A 22,488-nucleotide genomic window follows, 5' to 3' on the forward strand; every position below is an offset into this window, starting at 1 on the left:
GTTATTCGCCCTGCAGGATGCGGCTGATGTAGCGGGCGACTGTGGCAACCTTTTGCATGGTACCGGGGTAGTCCATGTAGGTCGGCCCCACCACCCCGAGCCCGCCGAGCGCTTCGTCGCCTGCACCATACGCAGTTGTAACAATTGCCGCCTGGGAAAATTCCTCGTTCTCGTTCTCGCGCCCGATGCGCACGGAGACGCGCTCCATGTCTTGGGCGGTTGCGAGCAGTTTGAGCACCACGACCTGCTGCTCAAGCGCGTCGATCACGCTGTGGAGGTCGGCGAGCCGGTGCACGGTGAGGTTGCCCGCGCCCGCGATCAGCAGCCGGTCCGCGGCGGTGTCGACCAACGTGTCCACGAGCACCGCAGCGCAGCGCGACACGGCGTCGGCGAGTTCGCGTGGGGCGCGCGCATGCAGGGCGGAAAGCCCGGCGGCGGCCTCGCGCATCGTGCGGCCAACGAGGATGTCGTTGAGTAGGTCGCGCAGCACGGGGACGTGGGCGTCCGCGAGCGGGCTGCGCAGCTCCACATTGCGCTGGTCCACGCGGCCGGAGTCGGTGATGACCACGAGGAGCAGGCGCGTCGGCGTCAGCGCCACGACCTCGCAGTGTTTGACCCGGGAGATTTCCAGGTTGGGCAGCTGCACGACGGCGGCTTGGTTAGTCAGCTGCGCGAGCAGTTGCACGCTGCGGCGCAGCACGTCTTCGAGGTCGACGCCGTGCTCGAGAAAGTCGAGGATGGCGTGGCGCTCGGCCACCGACAGCGGTTTGACGTCGTCGTGGAGGGCGTCGACAAACGCACGATAGCCGGCCTCCGTGGGGATGCGACCCGAGGAGGTGTGGGTCTGGCTAATGTAGCCCTGTTGCTCCAGCACGCTCATGTCGTTGCGGATGGTCGCCGAGCTCACGCCCAGCTTGTGGCGCTCGACCAGCGCCTTAGATCCGACAGGTTCTTGCTGCGCGATGTAGTCGGCAACGATTGCGCGCAGCACCGCGCGGCGGCGGTCATCAGCAGCACTCATTAGCACTCCCTCTCATCGACTGCCAGCTATCCTACTCGGCGGCCAAAATATCGGTGACGATGCCGTCGGCAAGCAGCCTGCCCGCATCCGTGACCGCAATGCGCTCGCCGGAAGTCAGCAGCCCGCCGCGTACATGCTTTTCGACGACCCCCCGCGCCCCACCGCCGACCCAACCGGCAGGAATCCCCTCTTTGAGCCGTAGCCCGAGCATCACCTGCTCGTCGTGGTGCTGGGTGTCGTTGAGCGTTTCCGAAAAATCCACCGGCAGCTCGCCGGCGCGTAGCAGTGCGGCGTAGCGCTCGGGCCGCTTGACGTTGGCGAAGCGCTCACGCCCGATATAGGAGTGCGCGCCCGGCCCCGCGCCCCACCACTGCCCGCCGCGCCAGTAGAGCAGGTTGTGGCGGCACTCCCCGCCCGGCTTTGCCCAGTTCGACACCTCATACCAGTCGAAACCGGCGTGCTCGAGCACCAGGGCGATGAGTTCGTAACGGCGGGCGTAGACCTCCTCTTCGGGTGCCGGCAGCTCGCCGCGGCGGACTTTGCGCGCCATCGCCGTGCCGTCCTCCACGATCAGCGAGTAGGCGGAGACGTGGTCCACGTCAGCAGACAGGATAGCGTCGAGGGTTTTACGCACGTCATCGTCGGTTTCCGTCGGCGTGCCGTAGATCATGTCCAGGTTCACGTGCGCGAAGCCTGCGGCACGCGCCTCTTTCGCCGCCGCGACGGCGCGGCCCGGGGTGTGCGCCCGGTCAAGCACCTTGAGCACCGGCGCGGACGCCGACTGCATGCCCAAAGACACACGCGTAAAGCCCGCGTCCACCAGGCCCGCGAAATATTCGGGGCTCGTGGACTCCGGGTTCGACTCCGTGGTCACCTCGGCACCGCCCGCGAGCCCGAAGGTGGCGCGCACCGCGTCCAGCACGCGAGCCAGCCCCGCCGCGCCGAGCAGGGACGGCGTGCCGCCGCCGATAAACACCGTGTGCGCACCGCGCGCGGCGACCCGCGCCGCGGCGAGTTCAAGCTCGAGCTCCAACGCGTCAAGGTATTCCGCATGGGAGGACTCCACCTCGTTAGGCGTATAGGTGTTGAAGTCGCAGTAGCCGCAGCGGGTCGCACAGAAGGGGACGTGAATGTAGACACCGAAGGTGTCTCGACCTGTCTCGGATTCAGCCATGCGGCTAGTCTAGGCGCCGCGGCGCGAACGCTTCGCGGCCACCTTTTCCACGATCCGGTTGATGCGGGCGCGCTCTTCCAAAAACTCCGGCGGGTTCGTCCCGCGCATGGTGCGCGCGAACGCCGGGTGGTCTACGCACACGGTCTCGACCCACCCGTCGACAACGGCCTCGACGAGCTCCGAGACGGTGGCGAACAGGTGCGGCAGACTCACCGCGCCGAGTTCACGGGCGACCATGTCGGTCTGTTCCAGGGTGTAAGAGACGATCTCGGTGAGGTGCTGCACCGTTAAGTCGGTGCGGCCGGTCAGCGCGTCTTCCATCGTCTGCACGGAGAAGGGGGCGGCGAGTGGGAAGAGATCGCTTAAGCCGGCGGCGTCGAGAAGCTCGGGCTCCGGCACCTTTTCCTCGGGGCAGGCAGAGGCCGAGAGCACGCCCGCGCGCATCCCCGAAGTCAGTGCCTGGCGCAACCCGATCAGCTCGCCGACGACCCGGCGCGCGTCTACGCGAGCGTCATCGGCGATCTCGACGAACTCGGCGAGGCAGTCGTCGGTGAGCTCGCCGTCGTAGTCCGCAACAGCTTCGGCGATGTGCTCGATGTATTCGGCAACCTCATCGCCGATGTTGTAAATCTCCTGCGTGAGCTCACGGTGCCGCAGCATGGCCGCTGTCTTGCGCACGGATAAGCCCCCTTCGGTTCGCTTGGACTACAACTAAAGATTTGCTGGGAGCCATGCTAAGCCACAGCGGTGGCGCGCCGTGGACGGCGCGCCGCTACCGCTCGTAGAGCTTGTCGATGTCCTCACTGAAGCGCTCGAAGACGACGTTGCGCTTGACCTTCATCGTCGGCGTCATCTCGTTGTCCTTCTCAGACAGGTCGCGGTCCAAGATGCGGAACTTCTTGATCGCCTCGGCATGCGAGACGGTGGCGTTGGCCATGTTGATCGCGTCCTGGACCTCCGCGCGCAGGCTCGCGTCCAGAGCGAGCTCGGCCAGCTTGCGGTGCTCGGGGATGTTGCGGTCCGCCTTCCAGCGGGCCAGCTCGTCCTCGTCGAGCGTGACGAGCACGCCGATGAACGGCTTGCCGTCGCCGACGATCAACGCATTCGAAATCAGCGGGTCCTGGCGGATGATCTCCTCCATCGGACCTGGCGAGACGTTCTTGCCGCCGGCAGTGACAATAAGGTCCTTCTTGCGGCCAGTGATGCGTACGAAGCCCTCGTCGTCCACCTCGCCGAGGTCGCCGGTGTTGAACCAGCCCTCGTCGAAGGCTTCTGCGGTGGCCTCCGGGTTGTTCCAATACTGCTTGAACACGCCTGGGCCGGCGAATTCGATCTCGCCGTCGTCGTTGATGCGCACCGAGTAGCCGTTGACCGGCGGGCCAACCGTGCCGATCTTCTGGCCAACCTTGTTGTTCACGCACGCCGCCGCACACGTCTCAGTCAGGCCATACCCCTCGAACACGGGCACGCCCATGCCGCGGAAGAAGTGCGATAGGTCCGCGCTCATCGCCGACCCGCCCGTGATGCCGTAGGTCACGGCACCACCCATGGCGTCTTTGAGCTTGGAGTACACAAGCTTCTCAAACACCTTGCGCTTCGCCTTCTGCACGCGGTTCGGTCCCTCGGACGTTTCCATCGCCTTGGAGTACTCGATCGCGGCGCGCTCTGCCTCGAGGAAGACGCGCTTGCCCACCGCGGAGCCGTCGGCGGCCTTGTTGTAGGCGGCGTTGCGCACCTTTTCAAACACGCGCGGCACGCCGAGCACCATGTTGGGTCGCGCGCGCTGCAGCTCCACGGTCAAGGTGGAGGTGTCGGACCAGTGCGACTGGGTCGCGCCCGCCATCGCGAGTGCGAGGGAGACGGCACGCTGCAGCACGTGCGCCAGCGGCAAAAACGTCACCACTCGCTTGCCGGGCACGGCAACCTCTCCGATCTCGTTGAAGATCAGCGCGCGGGTTTGGTGGATCCAGTTGCCGTGGGTCAGCTCCACGCCTTTGGGTCGGCCAGTCGTGCCCGAGGTGTAGACGATGGAGCCGATGTGGTCGTGGGTGATGGCGGCCACGCGGGCGTCGATAAGCGACTGCTCCACGTCGCGGCCCTCGAACTTCAGGGTTTCCACGCCGGAGGCATTGAATTCGTAGATCTTCTGCAGTTTGGACGTCGACCCAGCGAGCCGGGGCGTGCCGTCGTCTTGCAGCAGGAAGGAGCTGATGAGCTGCGTGTGGTCGCGCGTTTCGGTCAGCGCCAGCTTCGCGCCCGAGTCTTCCAGGATCCACTGGATCTGCGACATTGAACTCGAGGGGTAAATCGGCACGGAGATCGCGCCCGCCGCCCAGATGGCGAAATCCATCAGCGACCACTCGTAGCGCGTCGCCGACAAAATTGCCACGCGGTCGCCCGACTCCACACCCGCGGCGACCAGGCCTTTCGCCGCCTCGTAGACTTCCTCGAGGAATTCTCCGGCTGTCACGTTGACCCAGTCGTAGTTGCGCGGTCGCGAAAACAGCACAATGTGCGGCTGCGTTTCGCACAGCGCAATGAGCTGACTGAGGCAATTCTCCTCCGGCGGCACCGTGAAACCAAGGTCCGTTGTGTAAGCATTCTGCGACATAAACCCTCACACTACCGCCTGAAGCCCCACCTGGCCCCGGTCACGCGCGTTTGGCACAATATTGACTGTGATGAACGAGGATCTCTTGCTGTCTCTGGCCCAGTCCTACGGCTTCGGCACCGCCTACCGAGCCTCCGACGGGCAGCTGACCACCCCGCCCGCCCAGTCCTTCCTCAAACTGCTGCGCGCCATCGACGTTGACGTGCCCGACTCCCCCACCGACGAGACGCTCCGCGCGCTTATCGACGCCCGCGCGACCGAACTCGCCACCCGCCCGCTACCGCCCACCGTGGTGGCTACCGCCGGCGAAGAGCAGCACTTCAACGTGCACGTGCACGACGGCCACTACGCGCACTGCTGGATCCGCCTCGAGGACGGCTCCTCGCGGGACGCCTACCAGGACGAGAACTGGACGCCGCCGACCACCGCCGCCGACGGCACCGTGTGGGGCGAGGCCACCTTCCACGTCCCTGGCGACCTGCCGGAGGGCTTCCACGAGCTGCACTTAGAATCCGACGACCTGCACGAGGTCTCGACGCTTATCGTCGTGCCCGCGCGCCTGCAGTCGAATGAGGCACTGGTCCAGCGACCCGCCTACGGCGTGATGGCGCAGCTGTACTCGGTGCGCTCGACCCAGTCCTGGGGCATCGGCGACTTTGAGGACCTCGCGCGCCTGGCCGAGACCGTCGCCGCCGAGGGCGCCGACTACCTGTTGATCAACCCGGTGCACGCCGCGCAGCCAGTGCCGCCAGTGGAGGACTCGCCGTACCTGCCGGCGTCGCGCCGCTTCGTCAACCCCATCTACATCTCGGTCGAGGCGGTGCCCGAGTACCTGCACCTGGACGCGGGCACGCGCGCCGACGTCGACGAACTTGCCGCGCCGCTGAAGGCGATGAACCGCACCGCCGCCCCGCTCGAGCGCGATGCCGTCTTCGGCACCAAACTCGCCGTGCTGCGCGAGCTGTTCTTCCTGTCCCAGCAGGATGAGGGCCGCGCCCACGATTTCGAGCTCTACACCCTCGACGAGGGCGAGGGGCTGCGCGAGTTCGCGCAGTGGTGCGCTTCGCGCGCCGCCGACCTCGAGCGCGGCCAGCACGCCGTCGCCGCCGAGACGGACGAAGAGACGGTGCGTTTTTACATGTGGCTGCAGTTCATCGCCGACGAGCAGCGCCGCGTCGCCCAGGACCGCGCACTCGCCGCGGGGATGCGCATCGGGATCATGACCGACCTCGCGGTGGGCATCCACCCCGACGGCGCCGACGCGCACACGCTCGCCGACGTGCTCGTCCAGGACGCCTCCGTGGGTGCCCCGCCGGACCAGTACTCCCAGCAGGGCCAGGACTGGTCGCAGCCGCCGTGGAACCCGGAGGCGCTCGCTCGCGTTGGCTACGGGCCGTGGCGCGACCTGTTGCGCACCGTGCTGCGCCACTCGGGCGGCATCCGCGTCGACCACATCCTCGGCCTGTTCCGCCTGTTCTGGCTGCCGCGCGAGGACACCCCCGCCGACGGGCTGTACATGAACTACGACTTCCGCGCGATGGTGGGCATCTTGCTGTTGGAGGCGCAGCGCGCAGGCGCGGTTGTCGTCGGCGAGGACCTCGGCACCTTCGAGCCGTGGGTCCAAGACGTGCTGCGCGACACCGGCATTTTCGGTACCACCGTGCTCTGGTTCGAGTCCATCCCGCCGGCCGGCGACCCGCGGCCCGCGGACCAGTATCGCCACCTGGCGCTCTCGGCAGTTGGCACGCACGACCTGCCGCCGACGGCCGGCTACCTCGAAGGGGCGCACAACGAGCTGCGCTCCAAGCTCGGCCTGGTCAGCGAGTCGCTCGCCGAGCTCAACGCGAACGACGGCGTGTGGATCGGGCGCGTGCTCAACCAGGCTCGCGCCGAGGGTGCGTTCGCGGGCACCGCGTTCGCGGAGACGGATTTTAGCCAATTCGACCTCGGCGAGTTCGACGCTGCGGGCTCACTCGATGACCTGTTGGTGGGGCTGACGCGCTTCATCGCGTCGACCCCGTCGGCGATGACGGTGACGAATCTGGTGGACATGGTCGGCGATCGCCGCATCCAAAACCAGCCCGGCACCAACTCGGAGCAGTACTCCAACTGGTGCATCCCGCTCACCGACGCGAGCGGTGCCCCCGTGCTCATCGATGACTTGCGCGACAATCCCCTCTTCCACCGCGTCGCCGAGGCGTCGCGCCGCACGCACTCGGCGTAAAAGGGCCTAGAAGAGGCCGCCGAGCAGCGCGGCGACGACGATGAGCGCGAGCATGACGTAGAGCGCCTGCGTCACGCGCGACTGCGGGTACTTGCGCTGCGGCTTCGGCAGCCGCTGATCTTGCTTACGCAGTTCTTCCGGGTTTGCCATGGCGCTTAGTCTACTTCCCGCGCCTGCTTCGTCGGCAACTGACGCTCGCGGGCGCGGTTGCGCAGATACGCCAACCAATCAGCAACCCGCAGCATCGCCCACGCCGCCACGGACGCCAACGGCACGGCGACGGCGAGTACGATTGGCAGCTGCAGCCAGGGGCTTAATCCAAACAAGGTGTTAGAGCTCCGTCCCTTCGAGCCCGCGCCGCACGAGCAGCGGGCGCGTGTCCTTGTCCCGTCCGCGGAAGGCGCGGTAGGCCGCTTGGAAGTCTCGCGCGGCCCCGCGCGAGAGGATCGTCTCGCGGAACTTCTCGCCAGTTTCGCGGTTGATGCCCTCTTCCCGGATCAGCTCGAAGCCGTCAGCATCGAGCGCCTCAGCCCACAGGTAGGAGTAGTAGCCCGCAGAGTAGCCGCCGGCGAAAATGTGATTGAACCACGTGGAGCGGTACCGCGGCGTGAGCCCCGGCACGTCGAGGTGGTAGCGGCGCAGCACATCCTCCTCGAAGGCCTCGATGTCCTGCGGCGGTGTATCGCGCAGCGAGTGCCATTCCAGGTCGATCGCGGCCGCCGCCAGGTACTCGGCGGTGGCGAAGCCCTGGCCGAAGGTGCGCGAGGCGCGCACGGCGGCCAGCAGCTCGTCGGGAAGCGGTGCGCCGGTGTCGACGTGGCGGGCGTAGTGGCGCACGATCTCGGGCGCGAACGCGTAGTTCTCGTTGATCTGCGAGGGGAATTCGACCCAGTCGCGCGGCACGTTGGTGCCGGAAAGCGACGGGTAGCGCACGTGAGACAGCAGGCCGTGGAGGGCGTGACCAAACTCGTGGAAGACGGTGGTGACCTCGTCGATGGTGAGCAGTTCGCTGTTGACGCTCATCACGTTGACCACCACCGGTTTCGTTCCGGCCAAAAGTGACTGGTCCACGAAGCTGCTCATCCACGCGCCGCCGCGCTTGCTCTCGCGGGCGGAGTAGTCGGTCAGCAGCAGGCCGAGCCCGGTGCCGTCGTGGTCTGTGACCTCCCACACCTGCACGTCGTCGCGGTAGCCGCGCAGGTCCTCGCGGCGCTTGACGGTGATGCCGTAGAGCAGGTTCGCCGCGTAGAACACGCCGTCTTCGAGGACCTGCCACAGCGGGAAGTATTTGCGCAGCTCCGCCTCGTCGACGTCGAGTTCCTCGGCCCTGCGCTGCGCGGACCAGTACGGCCAGTCCGCACCGTCGAGGCCGTCTGCGTCGAGGTCCACGCCGCGCGAGACGGCAAGCTCGCCGTCGAGTTTGCGCTCGGCCGCCGCGTTTGCCGCCGCGGCCGGCGCGAGGTCGGCGATGAGCGCCCGCGCCGCGTCCGCGTTGCCTGCGGTTTCCTCCGCGATGACGTAGTCGGCGTGTGTGGCAAAGCCGAGCAGTTTCGCGCGCTCCTGGCGCAGCGCGACCGCCTCGCGCACGATCGGGGCGTTGGATTCGGCACCGCGTGCGAGGGAGGCGTCGAAAAGCGCGCGGCGGGCGGCGGGATCGGAAAGATCAGCCTGGAGTGACTGGGTCGACGGCAGCTCGATGGGAACGAGGTAGCTGTCGCCGTCGGCAAAGGCGGCGAGCTGATCCTCGCTCACCCCCGCGAGCTCATCGCGGGTGAAACGGACGGCAAGCTTCTTGGTGTCGGCGAGCAGGTTGCGGCCGAAGTGTTCGGAGAGTTCGGCAAGACGCTCGTTGAGCTTCCGCAGCCGTGCCTGCCCGGCGGCGTCGAGTTCCGCGCCGCGGCGGGTAAAGCGGCGCAGCAGAAGCTCGTGGAGGCGCTGCGACTCTTCGTCCGCGGGCGCTTCGACGGCGCGCAGCCGGCGGTAGAGCTCAGCATTTTGGTAGATCTCGTCTGTGTGCGCGGTGAGACGCGGCACGATTGCATCGGCCACGGCGTCGAACTCGGCGGTGGCGTCGGTGCCCTGCAGGTTAAAAAACCAGGCGAGCACGCGCTCGAGGTCCGCCCCGGCCAGCTCGAAGGCCTCAACGGTGTTTTCCCACGTGGGGGTTGCTTCCGCGCAGATCGCGGCGATCTCAGCGTTGTGGCGGGAAATCGCCTCGTCAAACGCTGGTTCGACGTGGTCCAGCTCGATGGCGGCAAAGTCGGGCAGTTGGTACGGCAGCGTCGACGGCGCAAGTAGTGGATTGGTCATGGCGGCCATCTTAGGCGGTTAAGATTGCGGCATGTCTACGCGCGAAACCCAAGTCACCGCGCCCGCGGGCGCCATCGTGGGCACCAGCGACGGCGAGGTGCGTACCTTCCACTCGATCCCGTACGCGCATGTGCCCGCTCCCTTCGAGTCGCCCGCGCCCGCACCAACCGGCCTGCTTATCGACGCCACCGCGCCTGACCCGTCCACCACCCGCCTCTCCATCACCACCCCGGAGGGCGCGCGCAGAAACGACGACCTGCCGGTGATCGTCTTCATCCACGGCGGGCGCTTCGAGGAAGGCAGCCACACGGACACCTTCAGTAACCCGGAAGGCTTTGCGCGCGCGGGGTTTGTGCACGTGCGCGTTGGCTACCGGTTGAAGTTTCCCGGCATGTTGCCGCTGTCAGGCGACGCGCCGCACGAGTACCGGGCGGTGCAGGACTGCGCGACGGCGCTTTCCTGGATCCAGCGCAACATCGAGCCCTTCGGCGGCGACCCCACAAACGTGACGATCGTCGGCCACAGCGCCGGTGCCGACATCGCACTCTGGCTCGCACGTCGCGACCATTACAAGGGCGAGTTCCGCCGCGCGGTCGTGGCCTCGCCCGTCTTCCCTCGCCGTAGCTTCGCCGCGCGCAAGTGGGCGGCGCGCGGCGCGCTCGGCACACCGCTGCTGCGCGGCGAACTCAACGCGCTAGCTGCGCGCAACCCGAAGCGCATCGCTCGGGCCTACGGGCGCTTCCGCACTCAGTACGCGACCGATATCGCGCTCGGCCCCTTCCCTCTTGAGGCGGGCGCGCTTGCTCGCGTCCCACTGGTTGTCACTTCCACCCGCGACGAATTCATACCGATGGTCCGCGGACTTGACCGCGTGGGGATGGGCAAACCCGCAGCAACGCTTATGGCCCGGCACATGGGCGTGGCGAAAGGCCACACCCGTGCCTACCTCGAGCGCGCGGCCGCGATGGATCCGCACGCTGTCGGCGGCCGGCTCATCTCCGATGCGTTGTGCCGACGCTGGGTCGACCAGATCGCCGAGGGCGCGCCCGGCGAGCTGTGGCAGGCCGAGCTCTTGCCTACCGACACCCGCCCGGCGTACCACTCCAAGGAGCTCACGCCCGCCTTCAGTACCGGCACGAGGCTCAACGCGTGGCTGACCCACTTCGCGCGCACTGGCGAGGCCGGCTGGCGCCCTTACGCAGAAGACAGGACGGTCATGCGCGTGCGCCTCGACGGCGCGGGCGCGGAAGAAGTCACCGATCCGCTCGGCTACGTACGTGGCGTGTTCGCGCCTGTGGCGCAAGAACACTAGAGCGCGCGGCGCAGCCGCTCGTCGGCCAGCTCTTCCACCAGCCACGGCGAGAACGCGAACGGCGTCGCCTCCGCAGCGCTGATCACATCGCGCGGGTCTGCCCACACCCAGGAGTCCACCTCTTCGGGGTTCGGCGCGAGCTCCACGCCCGGTACCATCCGCGCGGTAAAGACCGGGCAGACCTCGTTTTCCACCACGCCGGAGGAATCCACCGCGCGGTAACGGAAGTCGGGCAGCACCTCGGTGACCGCGTCGATGTCGGGCATGCCGAGTTCTTCTGCGGCGCGGCGGCGCACCGCGTCCGCGGTCGCCTCGCCCGGGGCGGGGTGGCCGCAGAACGAGTTCGTCCACACGCCCGGCCAGGTCAGCTTGCCCAGCGCGCGGCGCGTGAGCAGCAGGCGGCCGTTTTCGTCGAGTAGCCAGCAGGAAAACGCGAGGTGCAGCGGCGTCGAGTCGGTGTGCACTTCGGCTTTATCGGCGGCGCCGATGGGGTGCCCCGTGGCGTCGATAAGCACTACTTGCTCTCGCATTAATTATTCAGATTCCCTTTAAACGTCACGTTGCCGATGGTGAATTCCGCGTCCCACAGGTTGCCCGTGGACACGTCGAAGGCGTACTTCGCGTTCGTGGTCGCGCCCGGGCCAAGCGGCAGGTCAACGCCGATGATGTCGACGTCGGCGTTTTCCGCGCTCTTCGGATCGGCCGTCTGCATCGAGGACCCGCCCGCGTTGTAGCGCAGCTGCGGGGTAAGGGTGTCGGCCGGCATCGGCACGTCGCTCTCGTTGGTCACCGCCACCACTACGACCGTGCCGCCGTTGGGCTCGTAGCTTGTGCCCTGCCATTTGTACGACAGGTCCATTGCCGGGTCCTCGACGCGGTCGCCGTTGAGCTTGTCGGTGACCACAGGGTCGACCTCCTCCGCCTTGAACTCGGGCGCGGGCGCGCCGGTCGGCGTGGTGATCTCGATTTCCTCTTCTTGGGATTCCACGCTCTCCTTGCCGCTGACGCACCCGGACAGCGCAAACACGGAGCTGGCGGTCAGAAGCACGGCAATAAACTGCGAACGGTGTGACATACACGCCTCTTTTTACTCGTTGTGGCAGTGGACGTTTCGATTCTTCCTTACTGTACAGCCCGAGTACCCTAGCCAAACTATGCAGTCTTTATTGCGTGTCCTACGCAGCGCGTCTGCGCTGTGGCCGTACTACGTGGCCGTGGTCATTATCTCCTCCGGCGTTGCGGCACTGGGGCTGGTCTCGCCGTTTTTGATCCGGGAGGCAACCGACACCATCGTCGGCTACGTTGGCGACGGTACCGGGCCAGCGCCCACCCGCACCATCATCTGGCTGGCGCTGGCACTTTTTGCCGCCGAGTCGGCCGCCGCGCTGTTGCGCAACGTCTCCGGTTACTTGGGCGATGTGATGGTGGCACGGATCCGGCAGATTATGTCCACGCGCTACTTTGCCAAGCTCTTGTCGCTGCCGCAGCGCTACTTCGATACGCAGATCACCGGCACGATCATTGCGCGCCTGGACCGCTCGATTGCCAATGTCACGCAGTTCATCCAGTCTTTCGCCAACAACTTTCTGCCGATGTTGCTGCAGGTCGCGGCAATTTTGGCCATCACTGCCTACTATTACTGGCCGCTGACGGTCCTGCTCGCGCTGCTCTTCCCGCTCTACATGTGGCTCACCGCGCTGACCTCAAAGCGATGGCAGCGCTACGAGAAGGACAAGAACGCCAACGTAGACGAGGCCAACGGCCGCTTCGCCGAGGTCGTCGGCCAGGTCAAGGTGACCAAGTCGTATGTTGCCGAGGTGCGCGAGCTGGACAAGTTCGGACACCACTACCACGAAACGGTGGCGCTGACGAAGCCGCAGTCGCGCTGGTGGCACAGCATGGATACGGCGCGCGGGATCGCCATGACCGCGATCTTTTTGGGCATCTACCTCATCTTGTTCTTGCGCACACTCAGCGGCCATTTCTCTATTGGCGAGATGGTCATGCTCATCCAGATGGTCACGATGGCGCGGCAACCTGCACAGATGATGAGCTGGATCGTCGATGCCGCGCAGCGCGCCATCGCGGGCTCGCGCGACTACTTCAAGGTGATGGACGAAGACTGCGAGCCGACCGCGAACAGGCAGCTCGTCGCCGCCACGCAGTCCACGGACGTGCCGGCGCTCCGCGACACCGCGCACCACCCCCTGCCCGTGCGCGAACCGGTACTCGCCTTCGATGACGTGTCCTTCGCGTACACGCCCGGCGAGCCCGTCCTGCGGGGGCTGAGCTTCTCCGCGCGCGAGGGCGAAAAGATCGCGCTCGTCGGCGAATCCGGGGGTGGCAAGTCCACCATCGTCAATCTGCTCTTAGGCCTCTATCCGCTTGTCGACGGCACGCTGACCATCTGCGGCCGCAACCTCGCAGACCTCAGCGTGGAGGAACTGCGCGCGTCCACCGGCGTCGTCTTCCAGGAACCCGCCCTGTTTTCCGGCACCGTGCACGAAAACATCGCCTACGGCAAACCGAACGCCACGCGCGAGGAAGTCATCGACGTGGCCAAGCGCGCCAGTGCCCACGACTTCATCATGCGTTTCAAGGACGGCTACGACACCGTCATCGGTGAGCGCGGCCTGCGGCTGTCCGGCGGGCAGCGCCAGCGCGTGGCCGTGGCCCGCGCGATGCTCAAAGACGCCCCCATCCTTATCCTCGACGAGGCGACCTCCGCGCTGGACACGAAGGCGGAGCGCGCCGTGCAGGCGGGCCTCGACGAGTTGATGAAGGACCGCACCACCATCATGATCGCCCACCGCCTGTCCACGATCGCCGACGTGGACACGATCATCACCCTGGATCACGGCCGCATCGACGAGATCGGCCCGCCAGCCGAGCTCGCGGTCTCGGGCGGTATTTATTCAGAGCTGCTTGCGCTCACCGCCTCGTCCTCGGCCGCGGACCGGGCGCGCCTGAAATCCTTTGGGTTCCAGCTCGACGAGGCCGCGGACGAGGACGAGGAAGAGGACGCGTAGCCCGCGGGCGTGAATGTAGCGCTGGGGTGGTGAGGCGGGCGTCGATAAGCTTGGGCCCATGGATTTTCCCGAGCTTGCACAACTCCGCGCACGCGGAACCCGCAAATGGACCCAGTACGACGACGATGTGCTGCCGCTGTTCGTGGCGGAAAGCGACTTCACCACCGCCGAGCCGGTGCGAGCCGCCATCGCGGACGCGGTCGAGCGCGAAATGTTCGGCTACACGCCAGCGCCGCAGGCACAGCAGCTGCCGGAGCTTGTCGCCGACTTTTATGGCGCGCGCTACGGCTGGCGGCCGGACCCAGCGCGCATCTTTCCCATCCCGGACGTGGTGCGCGGCGTGCTGCTGGCGATCCAATACTTCACCCAAGGCCCAGTCATCGTGCCGGTGCCGGCCTACCACCCCTTCCTTGAGGTGGCTGAGACCGCCGGGCGCGAACGCATCAACGTGGCCGCGGTACCGGGGCTGGACGTAGACGAGCTGGAGGCGGCGTTTGCGCGCGGCGCGGGCTCGCTCATTTTGACCAACCCCTACAACCCCGGCGGCTGGACGTTTGACGCCGAGCGCCTCGACGAGATCTGCGCGCTGGCCAGGCGCCACGGCGCGCGTGTGATTGTCGACGAGATCCACGCCCCGCTGGTGTACGACGGTGCCCACACGTGTGCGGCCGCGAACAACCCGGATGTGTGCATCACTATTACCGCCGCCTCCAAGGCGTGGAACGTGGCGGGACTCAAGTGCGCGCAGCTGATCTTTTCCAACGATGAGGACGTGAAGACCTGGCAGGGGTTGAGCGGCGTGGCCAAGGACGGCACGGGCACGCTCGGCATTGTCGCTGCCGAGGCCTGCTACCGCGACGGCGTCGACTTCCTCGATAAGGAGGTAGCGCAGCTGCGCGAAAACCGAGATTGGCTCGCGGAGGTTCTGCCGCAAAAGATCCCCGGCATCGAGGTCAACCTTCCGCAAGCGACCTACCTGATGTTTTTGGATTTCCGCAACACCAGGCTCACCACAGAAAAGCCGGCCACGTGGCTGCGCACGCACGCGAAGGTAGCCATGAACGAGGGGGTGAGTTTCGGCCCCGGCGGCGAGCACAAGGCGCGGCTGAACTTCGCTACCAGCCCGGAGATCCTTGAGGAGGCCGTCGACCGCATGGCGGAGGCGATTCGCCTACTGTAGGAGGGCATGGAGCACACCCCGCAGGCCTCAGATTTTTACACCCCCGCGCCCCCGGAGCAGCCCTGGGAGCGGCCCGAACCGGAGTGGTACAAGGACGCCGTGTTCTACGAAGTCCTTGTCCGTGCCTTCTACGACCCGGACGACACCGGCATCGGCACGCTGAAAGGGCTCGAAGAAAAGCTCGACTATTTGCAGTGGTTGGGCGTGGATTGCCTGTGGCTGCCGCCGTTTTATGATTCGCCGCTGCGCGACGGCGGCTACGACATCCGCGACTTCCGCAAGGTGCTGCCGGAGTTCGGCACGGTGGAAGACTTCATCTCGTTGATCGACTCCGCGCACAAGCGCGGCATCCGCATCATCACCGACTTCCCCATCAACCACACCTCGGACACGCACGCGTGGTTCCAGGCGTCCCGGCAGGACCCGGACGGGCCCTACGGCGACTACTACGTGTGGACCGACGACGATACGCAGTACGACGGCACCCGCATCATCTTCATCGATACCGAGGAGTCCAACTGGACGTGGGACCCGGTGCGCAAGCAGTACTTCTGGCACCGTTTCTTCTCCCACCAGCCGGACCTCAACTACGACAACCCGGCGGTCCAGGAAGAAGTCCTCGACATCATCCGCTTCTGGCTGGATTTGGGCATGGACGGCATCCGCCTCGACGCCATCCCCTACCTCTTCGAGCGCGAGGGCACCAGCTCCGAAAACCTGGAAGAAACCCACGGTTTTATCAAGCGCGTGCGCAAGCTTTTCGACGAGGAATACCCCGGCCGCTTCCTCCTTGCCGAAGCCAACCAGATGCCCGATGAGGTCGTGGCCTACTTCGGCGACGGCGGCCCCGACGGGGTTGGCGACGAGTGCCAGATGGCCTTCCATTTCCCCGTCATGCCGCGCATCTTCATGGGCATCCACCAGGAATCCGCCCAGCCGATCATCGACATTTTGCGCGAAACCCCGGCGATCCCAGCGACCGCCCAGTGGGGCATCTTCCTGCGCAACCACGACGAGCTCACGCTCGAGATGGTGTCGGAGGAAGAGCGCGACTACATGTATAAGCACTACGCCTACGACCCGCGCATGCGCGCCAACGTGGGCATCCGGCGCCGACTCGCCCCGCTGCTCGGCGGCCACCGCGACCGCCTGGAGCTCGCCCACGCTCTGCTGTTGAGCCTGCCGGGATCGCCCTTTTTGTACTACGGCGACGAGATCGGCATGGGCGACAACATCTGGTTGCCGGACCGCGACGGGGTGCGCACCCCGATGCAGTGGTCCAACGACCGCAACGGCGGGTTCTCCAAGGCGGAGCCGGAGCGCCTCTACCTACCGCCGGTGCGCAATGACCAGTACGGCTTCCACATCGTCAACGTGGAGTCGCAGATGAACCGCGAAAACTCGCTGTTGCAGTGGGTGCGCAAACTGGTGCACATTCGCAAGCAGTACAAGGCGTTTGGCCGCGGCACCTATATCGAGGTCGAGCACGGCAACGAGCAAGTCCTCGCCTTCATCCGCGAGTACCACGACGAGTCGGGCGCGGTCGAGCGCATCCTGTGCGTGCACAACATGAGCTCGCGTCCGCAGGCCGTGGAGATGCAGCTCGGCCACTACGCGGGTGTGACTCCCCGCGAGCTGTCCGGCGGGCTCGAGTTCCCCGCCATCGGCGAGCTGCCCTGGCTGGTCACGCTCGCCCCGCACGGTTTCTTCTGGTTCGACATCTCGTAGCCGTCGCGGCCCGTAGGCTGGGGGCATGTTTGATATTGCCTCCCAGCGTTTCTACGGTGCCAAGTCCGAACCTGTCGACGCCATCGACGTCGCCGCGTCCCACCCCGTCGAGGACGCGCAGTGGCAGCTTCTCGACGTCACCCACGGCGACACGACCGACACCTACCAAGTGCTGCTCGGCGGCGCGGACCTCGACGCCGACGTCTTGCACACCGACGCCGGCGCCACCGCCTACCTCGCTGCCCTGCCCCAGCTTGGCCAGGTGCACGGCGAGCTGCGTACCGGTGCGGCTACCCCTTTGGGGGCGGAGCAATCCAACACCTCACTGGTCGTCGGCGACACCATCGTGAAAGTCTTCCGCCGCCTCGAGGACGGGCTGAACCCGGATGTGGAGCTGCTCAGCCGGATCGGTGACTGCCCGAACGTCGCCGTGGTCAACGCGTACGTCACCCGCGGCGAGCAGACGCTGGCGATGCAGCAGCAGTTGATTTCTGGCGGCGTCGACGGTTTCGAGCTGGCCACCGGCGGGGCGCTCGATCCGGCGGAGTTCGGCGCGCTCGGCGAGGCAATGCGCACCGTCCACGACGCGCTGGCCCAGGAGTTCGGCGTCGAGCACGTTGACGCGGCACGCGTCGCGCAGCGCCTGGCCGCAAACTTCGACGAGTACGTGCGCCGCGCCCCGGTGCTTGCCGACGTCGCCCCGCGCGTTGCACAGCTCTACGCAGCGCTGGATGCGTCCGGCAGCGTGCCGGTGCAGCGCGTCCACGGGGACCTGCACCTAGGCCAGACGCTGAAAACGCCCGAGCGCTGGTACCTCATCGACTTCGAGGGCGAGCCGGCGCGCTCGCTTGCACAGCGCCGCCGCCTGGATCACCGGCTGCGCGATGTCGCCGGCATGGTCCGCTCGCTCGGCTACGCGCGGGCGGTCGGCGGGTTCGCGCCCGAGTGGGAACAGGCGTGCACGGAGACGTTACTTGCCGGCTACGGCGCGAAGCACGACGCGTTGCTCGCCGCCTACATCGTGGATAAGGCGGCGTACGAGGTGGTCTACGAGGCGAACAACCGCCCCGACTGGGTGGACATTCCGATGCAGGCGATTGCGCAACTGGTGTAGGAGGGGCCGTGAGCGTGGGAGTGGCGTCGGTAAGCGGGGCCCAATTTTCCCACTAGGCGGGAAAGGTTTCCAAAAAATGGGATTGGCAGGGTACGCTTAAGCAAACCGATACTTACAAGGAAGGTTCCAATGAGCTCCACAGCAACGCCCACCGCCAGCGGCGGGCACACGAAAACGATCGTCATCACGGCGCTCGCCCTGTTTTCCATGTTCTTCGGCGCGGGCAACCTGATTTTCCCGCCGATGCTCGCGGTGCAGGCAGGCGACAACTTCTGGCCCGCCATCCTCGGGTTTTTGGGCACCGGCGCACTCCTGCCGGTCCTCGCCGTGATCGCCATCGCCCTGTCAGGCGCCAACGTGCGCGACCTCGCGCAGCGCGCCGGCTCCATCTTCGGCGTGGTGTTCCCCGTGCTGGCATACCTGTCCATCGGCGCGTTCTACGCGCTGCCACGTACCGGCGCGGTCTCGATGGAGACCGCGATCACCCCGCTGTTCGGCTGGGAAGGTCTGTTTGCCTCCGGCGTGTTCAACGTCGTGTTCTTCGGCGTCGCGCTGGCGCTGGCCTGGAACCCCACGCGCATCATGGAGACCCTGGGCAAATTCCTCGTGCCCGCCCTGGTCATCCTGCTGGTCATCATGATCACCGTGGCCGCCTTCCAGTGGAGCGCTGCACCAGCCGCCCCCGCGGAGGCCTATGCCGACGGTCCGTTTACCTCCGGCCTGCTCGAGGGGTACCTGACCATGGACTCGATCGCCGCGCTCGCGTTTTCGATCGTCGTGATCACCACCCTTCAGTTCAAGGGCTTCAGCGAAGGCAAGCAGATCGTCCGCGGCACCATCTGGGCCGGCGTCGGCGCGGGTGTCATGCTCGGCGCGATCTACCTCGGCCTGGGCACCATCGGTCGCGTCATCCCGAACCCGGGCCAGTACGACAACGGTGCCGCCCTGCTTGCCGACGCCTCCAACCTGACCATGGGCACCGCCGGCCAGGTCATCTTCGCGCTGATCGTGCTGCTCGCTTGCCTGACCACCGCCGTTGGCCTAATCACCGCGACCGCGGAATACTTCAGCTCCCAGTTCGCGGGCTCCTACTCCACCTGGGCCATCATCTTCACCATCACCTCCGCGGTCATCGCAACGCAGGGCCTCGACTTCGTCATGGCGATTGCGGCGCCGGTCATCGGCTTCCTCTACCCGCCAGCCATCGCGCTGATCCTGGTCACCCTGATCGAGCCCGCCTTTGCCAAGCGCACCCGTTTCACCTGGGCGTTCTTCCTGCCGATCTGGGTTGCTGTAATCTACTCCGCCATCGAGACCTTCGTGTCCCTGGGCTGGGCTGCCGACGCCCTGTCGCCGCTGATCACCTGGCTGCCGCTGCAGGCGGACGGCCTGGGCTGGGTCGTCCCGGTCGCCATCACGTTTGCCATCGGCCTTGCCATCGACTGGGCCAACCCCAAGACCCCGATGGCCGTGGGCACCAATGAGACCATCGACGGCGAGGTCGTTACCGCGTAGTGTGGGGGCATGCATAGCCCGCTGTCGCTCATTGATTTTTGTACCCGATACCCCGACGAAACCGTCAGCGAATCCCTGGAACGTTCCGTGGCTTTCGCACAGAAGGCGGAATCGTTGGGGTATTCGCGTATCTGGTATTCCGAGCACCACAACATGGGCTCGATTGTCTCCTCTACTCCGGCCGTGCTCATCGCGCACATTGGCGCGAAGACGAACACTATCCGGCTTGGCTCCGGCGGCGTGATGTTGCCCAACCACGCGCCCTATGTCATCGCCGAGCAGTTCGGCATGCTCGAGGAGCTCTACCCCGGCCGAATCGTCCTCGGCCTGGGACGCGCGCCCGGCACCGACCAGCAAACGCTCGGCCGGGCGCTGCGCCGCGACCCCCGCGCGGCCGAGAACTTCCCGCAGGACGTCGTGGAGCTTCAGGCTTGGCTGTCCAACGAGTCGCCGCTGCCCGGGGTCACCGCGATGCCCGGCTTTAACACCAATGTGCCGCTGATTATCCTCGGCTCTTCCATGTTTGGTGCCTCGCTCGCCGCCAAGCTCGGCCTGCCGTACGCGTTCGCCTCGCATTTCGCCCCGCAGCACCTGGAGCAGGCCACCGCCTACTACCGCGAGCACTACGAGCCCTCCGACCGCTACCCCGAGCCCTACTGCGTCGCCGCCGTCAACGTCACCGCCGCGGACACTGCAGAAGACGCCGAGCGGCAAACGGCGCTGGTGCACCGCAACCGCGTGCGCGCCATGCTTGGCAGGAGGGGCCAGGTGCTTGACGACGAGCAACTCGACGCCGTTGTCAACTCCTTCCAGGGGCGCCAAATCATCGACATGCTTCGCTACACCGCCAAGGGGACCGGCGAGCAGGTGCGCGAATACCTCGAGTGGTTCAAGGACCATGCCGGCGCCGACGAGCTGATGATCTCGCTGCAGGCTCCCAGCCACGAGGAAGTGCTGGCCTCCATGGACATCCTGGCGGAGCACTGGAACAACTAAGCACCCACGATGCACCCACTTCGTCCTCCGCAACAGCACGAGGAAATTTCGGCGTACCTGCGAGACGAGATCTTCGCGGGTCGCATTCCGGTCGGCGACGCGCTGCCTTCGGAGGCCGACCTGTGCACGCAGTTCAACACTTCCCGCGGCACAGTGCGCCAAGCCATGTCCACGCTGCGCGCCGAGGGGTTGATCTCTGCGGGCCGTGGGCGCCGCTCACTCGTGCTGTCGAATACACGCACCGAATCTTTTGAAGAGATCTTGTCGACGACGGCGTGGATTCTCAACATGGGCAAAGCGCCCGGCCAAATACTCGACTTTTTCGGCCGCGCGCCACTGCCCGCACACGCCGCCGACGCCCTGCGCGTCGCACCGGGGACAGAGGCAATAGTGACGCGGCGGACTCGGACCGCGGACGACGCGCCACTGCTTTTCGAGTCACTGTACTTTCACCCAAGCCTCACCGAGGCGCTTGGCCCCCTCGATCCGGCGCGGGATTCCATTCACCGGCACTTGGTCGCCCACGGCATCAACTGCAATAATCTCTCCCGCTGCCTGAACGTCCGCGCCGCCACTGAGCAGGAATCCTCTGCGCTCGGCATCGCCGCTGGTACGCCGGTCATGCAGACGGAGATGCGGGTGTACGACTACGCCGGCGAGCCCGTGGAATTTGCGGTGCAGATCCACCGCGCCGACACGCTAACCATCGGGCTGAATAACGTACGGGGGCATGCGTCGCCACTCTGGTTCGAAATCGATTCGTAACCCCAGCTAAGCGCCAATTACACTGTGCAACCATGGCGAAAACCACAGACACCCGGCGGCGCATCGCAGGCACGGTGCTCGCCGCGTCGGGCGTGCTCTTGAGCGCGTGCGCTCCCAATCACGGCACGCCCGCGCGCGAAACCGTGGTGGTGGCGACCCAGGCGGCGCCCGCGAGCCTGGACTTTACCTCCACCGGGGGTGCCGCGGTGCCGCAAGCGATGATGGGAAACGTCTACGAAACGCTCGTGCGCATTGACGACACCGGCACCCCGCAGCCCTTCCTCGCCACCAGCTGGGAAGAAAGCGCCGACGGCACCGAGTACACCTTCCGCCTGCGCGAAGACGTCACGTTTTCCGACGGCACCCCGTTCAGCGCTGACACTGCCGCCTTTTCCATCGACTACGTCACGCAGCACTGGACCAACGGGTTGAAAAAGCAGATGGACGCGGTGAAAACGGCGCGCGCGGTGGACCCGCATACGCTCGTCGTTACGCTTCATGCCCCGGACCCGGATTGGCTGTGGTCGATGGGCACGCTCACCGGCGCGATGATGGCCCCGGCAAGCATCGACCGGCTGTCGACCGACCCGCTCGGCACCGGCCCCTACCGGGTTGCGAGCTTCCGCGTCGGCGAGGCAATCACCTTTCGCGCCCGCGATGATTACTGGGGCGGCACCGTGGCACGTGACGCCGCGATCCGCTACTTCGACGACTCCACCGCCGCCGTGAACGCCTTGCGCACCGGCGACGCCGACGTCGTCTGGGCAATGCAGGCACCGCAGCTTTTGGGTGCCCTGCCCGACGACATCACCGTCGACATCGGCACCACCAACGGCGAGGTCCTGTTTTCCATGAACAACAACCGAGCCCCCTTCGACGACCCAGACGTTCGCCGCGCCGCCGCCTACGCCATCGACCGCGACGCGATCAACGCCGTCGTTTACAACGGGCTGGCCACCGACACCGGCGGCGCGCCCGTCCCGCCCACCGACCCCTGGTACACCGGCAAAAACTTCTACCCCTTCGACCCGGACCGCGCCCGCAAGCTTCTCGACGGCCGCACCCCCGAAGTCACCATCACGGTGCCGAATCTCGCCTACGCACAAACGGCGAGTGAGCTGATCTACTCGCAGCTGAGCGACGTCGGCTTCCGCGTTCGCCTCCAAACCGTTGAGTTCCCCGCAGTGTGGCTCAACGATGTCCTCAACGGGCACAACTACCAAGCCTCGCTGGTGGCACACGTGGAGCCACGGGACCTGGGCATGCTCTTTGGCAACCCCGACTACTACCTCGGCTACGACTCCGCCGCCGTGCGCGCTGCGCTCGCCGCCGGCGACCGCGAGGCCGCAGTCCAGACCATCATGGCCGACGCCGGCGCGCTCACCTTGGCTAACGCCCCCAACGTCGTGCTGTACGCCCCCGGCGTGCACGGGCTCAACCCGAACGTAGTCACCGATGCGCTCGAGCTGGCCAAGATCGAGAAAACGCCCGCGCGGAAGGAAGCCTAGG

The 22,488-nt window shown here is 66.3% G+C and carries 19 protein-coding genes; 10 read left to right on the forward strand and 9 right to left on the reverse strand.

Going from position 1 to position 22,488, the window contains the following annotated elements:
• Position 1: 1 nt before the first annotated feature.
• The 4 genes from hrcA to M3G14_RS07695 all read right to left on the reverse strand — a co-directional run bounded on the left by hrcA (position 2) and on the right by M3G14_RS07695 (position 4,806).
• Complete coding sequence (hrcA, locus tag M3G14_RS07680) at positions 2 to 1,021, reverse strand: heat-inducible transcriptional repressor HrcA (RefSeq protein WP_259925948.1); 1,020 nt, start codon at positions 1,019 to 1,021, stop codon at positions 2 to 4.
• A gap of 31 nt (positions 1,022 to 1,052) precedes the next feature.
• The gene (hemW, locus tag M3G14_RS07685) at positions 1,053 to 2,195 is read right to left on the reverse strand and encodes a radical SAM family heme chaperone HemW (RefSeq protein WP_259925949.1); all 1,143 of its coding nucleotides are present in this window, start codon (positions 2,193 to 2,195) and stop codon (positions 1,053 to 1,055) included.
• A gap of 9 nt (positions 2,196 to 2,204) precedes the next feature.
• Positions 2,205 to 2,873: a hypothetical protein gene (locus M3G14_RS07690; RefSeq protein WP_259925950.1), complete on the reverse strand. Its 669-nt coding sequence runs from the start codon at positions 2,871 to 2,873 to the stop codon at positions 2,205 to 2,207.
• 94 nt (positions 2,874 to 2,967) lie between these two features.
• Positions 2,968 to 4,806 (reverse strand): long-chain fatty acid--CoA ligase, encoded by a 1,839-nt coding sequence (locus M3G14_RS07695; protein WP_259925951.1) that lies wholly within the window; start codon positions 4,804 to 4,806, stop codon positions 2,968 to 2,970.
• Positions 4,807 to 4,876: 70 nt separating this feature from the next.
• On the opposite strand from M3G14_RS07695, the gene malQ reads away from it, so the two are divergent.
• Positions 4,877 to 7,030: a 4-alpha-glucanotransferase gene (gene malQ / locus M3G14_RS07700; protein WP_259925952.1), complete on the forward strand. Its 2,154-nt coding sequence runs from the start codon at positions 4,877 to 4,879 to the stop codon at positions 7,028 to 7,030.
• Between the two features lie 6 nt (positions 7,031 to 7,036).
• Here the strand turns inward: malQ and M3G14_RS07705 are convergent, their stop codons facing one another.
• From M3G14_RS07705 to M3G14_RS07715, 3 genes are read right to left on the reverse strand one after another with little or no spacing between them, the layout of a single operon-like run.
• The gene (locus M3G14_RS07705; RefSeq protein WP_259925953.1) at positions 7,037 to 7,180 is read right to left on the reverse strand and encodes a hypothetical protein; all 144 of its coding nucleotides are present in this window, start codon (positions 7,178 to 7,180) and stop codon (positions 7,037 to 7,039) included.
• Positions 7,181 to 7,185: 5 nt separating this feature from the next.
• The gene (locus M3G14_RS07710) at positions 7,186 to 7,356 is read right to left on the reverse strand and encodes a hypothetical protein (RefSeq protein WP_259925954.1); all 171 of its coding nucleotides are present in this window, start codon (positions 7,354 to 7,356) and stop codon (positions 7,186 to 7,188) included.
• A gap of 4 nt (positions 7,357 to 7,360) precedes the next feature.
• Positions 7,361 to 9,340, reverse strand: coding sequence for a M3 family metallopeptidase (locus tag M3G14_RS07715; protein ID WP_259925955.1), 1,980 nt, complete (start codon positions 9,338 to 9,340; stop codon positions 7,361 to 7,363).
• A 31-nt stretch (positions 9,341 to 9,371) separates the two neighbouring features.
• On the opposite strand from M3G14_RS07715, the gene M3G14_RS07720 reads away from it, so the two are divergent.
• The gene (locus M3G14_RS07720; protein WP_259925956.1) at positions 9,372 to 10,652 is read left to right on the forward strand and encodes a carboxylesterase family protein; all 1,281 of its coding nucleotides are present in this window, start codon (positions 9,372 to 9,374) and stop codon (positions 10,650 to 10,652) included.
• Here the strand turns inward: M3G14_RS07720 and idi are convergent.
• Together idi and M3G14_RS07730 are read right to left on the reverse strand one after the other, a co-directional pair.
• A complete protein-coding gene (gene idi, locus M3G14_RS07725) occupies positions 10,649 to 11,182 on the reverse strand; it encodes an isopentenyl-diphosphate Delta-isomerase (protein WP_259925957.1) in 534 nt (177 codons plus the stop codon). The genes M3G14_RS07720 and idi overlap by 4 nt on opposite strands.
• Entirely contained in the window at positions 11,182 to 11,727 is a 546-nt protein-coding gene (locus M3G14_RS07730; RefSeq protein WP_259925958.1) for a hypothetical protein, read from the reverse strand. Before M3G14_RS07730 ends, idi begins: the two co-directional genes overlap by 1 nt.
• 79 nt (positions 11,728 to 11,806) lie before the next feature.
• Here M3G14_RS07730 and M3G14_RS07735 point away from each other — a divergent pair, with 79 nt between their 5' ends.
• From M3G14_RS07735 to M3G14_RS07770, 8 genes are all read left to right on the forward strand, one after another.
• Positions 11,807 to 13,681 carry an ABC transporter ATP-binding protein gene (locus M3G14_RS07735; RefSeq protein WP_259925959.1) on the forward strand — a complete coding sequence of 625 codons (1,875 nt, stop codon included), beginning with the start codon at positions 11,807 to 11,809 and terminating at the stop codon, positions 13,679 to 13,681.
• Between the two features lie 58 nt (positions 13,682 to 13,739).
• Positions 13,740 to 14,861 (forward strand): MalY/PatB family protein, encoded by a 1,122-nt coding sequence (locus M3G14_RS07740; protein WP_259925960.1) that lies wholly within the window; start codon positions 13,740 to 13,742, stop codon positions 14,859 to 14,861.
• Positions 14,862 to 14,867: 6 nt separating this feature from the next.
• Complete coding sequence (gene treS / locus M3G14_RS07745; protein ID WP_259925961.1) at positions 14,868 to 16,589, forward strand: maltose alpha-D-glucosyltransferase; 1,722 nt, start codon at positions 14,868 to 14,870, stop codon at positions 16,587 to 16,589.
• Positions 16,590 to 16,614: 25 nt separating this feature from the next.
• Positions 16,615 to 17,703, forward strand: coding sequence for a phosphotransferase (locus M3G14_RS07750; protein WP_259925962.1), 1,089 nt, complete (start codon positions 16,615 to 16,617; stop codon positions 17,701 to 17,703).
• Between the two features lie 129 nt (positions 17,704 to 17,832).
• Positions 17,833 to 19,218, forward strand: a complete 1,386-nt coding sequence (brnQ, locus tag M3G14_RS07755; protein ID WP_259925963.1) for a branched-chain amino acid transport system II carrier protein — start codon at positions 17,833 to 17,835, stop codon at positions 19,216 to 19,218.
• 9 nt (positions 19,219 to 19,227) lie between these two features.
• A complete protein-coding gene (locus tag M3G14_RS07760; protein WP_259925964.1) occupies positions 19,228 to 20,214 on the forward strand; it encodes an LLM class flavin-dependent oxidoreductase in 987 nt (328 codons plus the stop codon).
• Between the two features lie 9 nt (positions 20,215 to 20,223).
• Positions 20,224 to 20,979: a GntR family transcriptional regulator gene (locus tag M3G14_RS07765; protein WP_259925965.1), complete on the forward strand. Its 756-nt coding sequence runs from the start codon at positions 20,224 to 20,226 to the stop codon at positions 20,977 to 20,979.
• A 32-nt stretch (positions 20,980 to 21,011) separates the two neighbouring features.
• The gene (locus M3G14_RS07770; protein ID WP_259925966.1) at positions 21,012 to 22,487 is read left to right on the forward strand and encodes an ABC transporter substrate-binding protein; all 1,476 of its coding nucleotides are present in this window, start codon (positions 21,012 to 21,014) and stop codon (positions 22,485 to 22,487) included.
• Position 22,488: the final 1 nt, after the last annotated feature.

This window comes from Corynebacterium sp. p3-SID1056, assembly GCF_025152525.1.
Lineage (GTDB): Bacteria > Actinomycetota > Actinomycetes > Mycobacteriales > Mycobacteriaceae > Corynebacterium.

Bases quoted from the DNA above. Each gene is read 5' to 3' on its own strand.
- M3G14_RS07705 (WP_259925953.1), bottom strand. From the start codon at position 7,180: ATGGCAAACCCGGAAGAACTGCGTAAGCAAGATCAGCGGCTGCCGAAG.
- treS (WP_259925961.1), top strand. From the start codon at position 14,868: ATGGAGCACACCCCGCAGGCCTCAGATTTTTACACCCCCGCGCCCCCG.
- M3G14_RS07730 (WP_259925958.1), bottom strand. From the start codon at position 11,727: ATGTCACACCGTTCGCAGTTTATTGCCGTGCTTCTGACCGCCAGCTCC.
- M3G14_RS07760 (WP_259925964.1), top strand. From the start codon at position 19,228: ATGCATAGCCCGCTGTCGCTCATTGATTTTTGTACCCGATACCCCGAC.
- idi (WP_259925957.1), bottom strand. From the start codon at position 11,182: ATGCGAGAGCAAGTAGTGCTTATCGACGCCACGGGGCACCCCATCGGC.
- M3G14_RS07770 (WP_259925966.1), top strand. From the start codon at position 21,012: ATGGCGAAAACCACAGACACCCGGCGGCGCATCGCAGGCACGGTGCTC.
- brnQ (WP_259925963.1), top strand. From the start codon at position 17,833: ATGAGCTCCACAGCAACGCCCACCGCCAGCGGCGGGCACACGAAAACG.
- M3G14_RS07715 (WP_259925955.1), bottom strand. From the start codon at position 9,340: ATGACCAATCCACTACTTGCGCCGTCGACGCTGCCGTACCAACTGCCC.
- M3G14_RS07765 (WP_259925965.1), top strand. From the start codon at position 20,224: ATGCACCCACTTCGTCCTCCGCAACAGCACGAGGAAATTTCGGCGTAC.
- hrcA (WP_259925948.1), bottom strand. From the start codon at position 1,021: ATGAGTGCTGCTGATGACCGCCGCCGCGCGGTGCTGCGCGCAATCGTT.
- M3G14_RS07720 (WP_259925956.1), top strand. From the start codon at position 9,372: ATGTCTACGCGCGAAACCCAAGTCACCGCGCCCGCGGGCGCCATCGTG.
- M3G14_RS07750 (WP_259925962.1), top strand. From the start codon at position 16,615: ATGTTTGATATTGCCTCCCAGCGTTTCTACGGTGCCAAGTCCGAACCT.
- M3G14_RS07695 (WP_259925951.1), bottom strand. From the start codon at position 4,806: ATGTCGCAGAATGCTTACACAACGGACCTTGGTTTCACGGTGCCGCCG.
- malQ (WP_259925952.1), top strand. From the start codon at position 4,877: ATGAACGAGGATCTCTTGCTGTCTCTGGCCCAGTCCTACGGCTTCGGC.
- hemW (WP_259925949.1), bottom strand. From the start codon at position 2,195: ATGGCTGAATCCGAGACAGGTCGAGACACCTTCGGTGTCTACATTCAC.
- M3G14_RS07740 (WP_259925960.1), top strand. From the start codon at position 13,740: ATGGATTTTCCCGAGCTTGCACAACTCCGCGCACGCGGAACCCGCAAA.
- M3G14_RS07735 (WP_259925959.1), top strand. From the start codon at position 11,807: ATGCAGTCTTTATTGCGTGTCCTACGCAGCGCGTCTGCGCTGTGGCCG.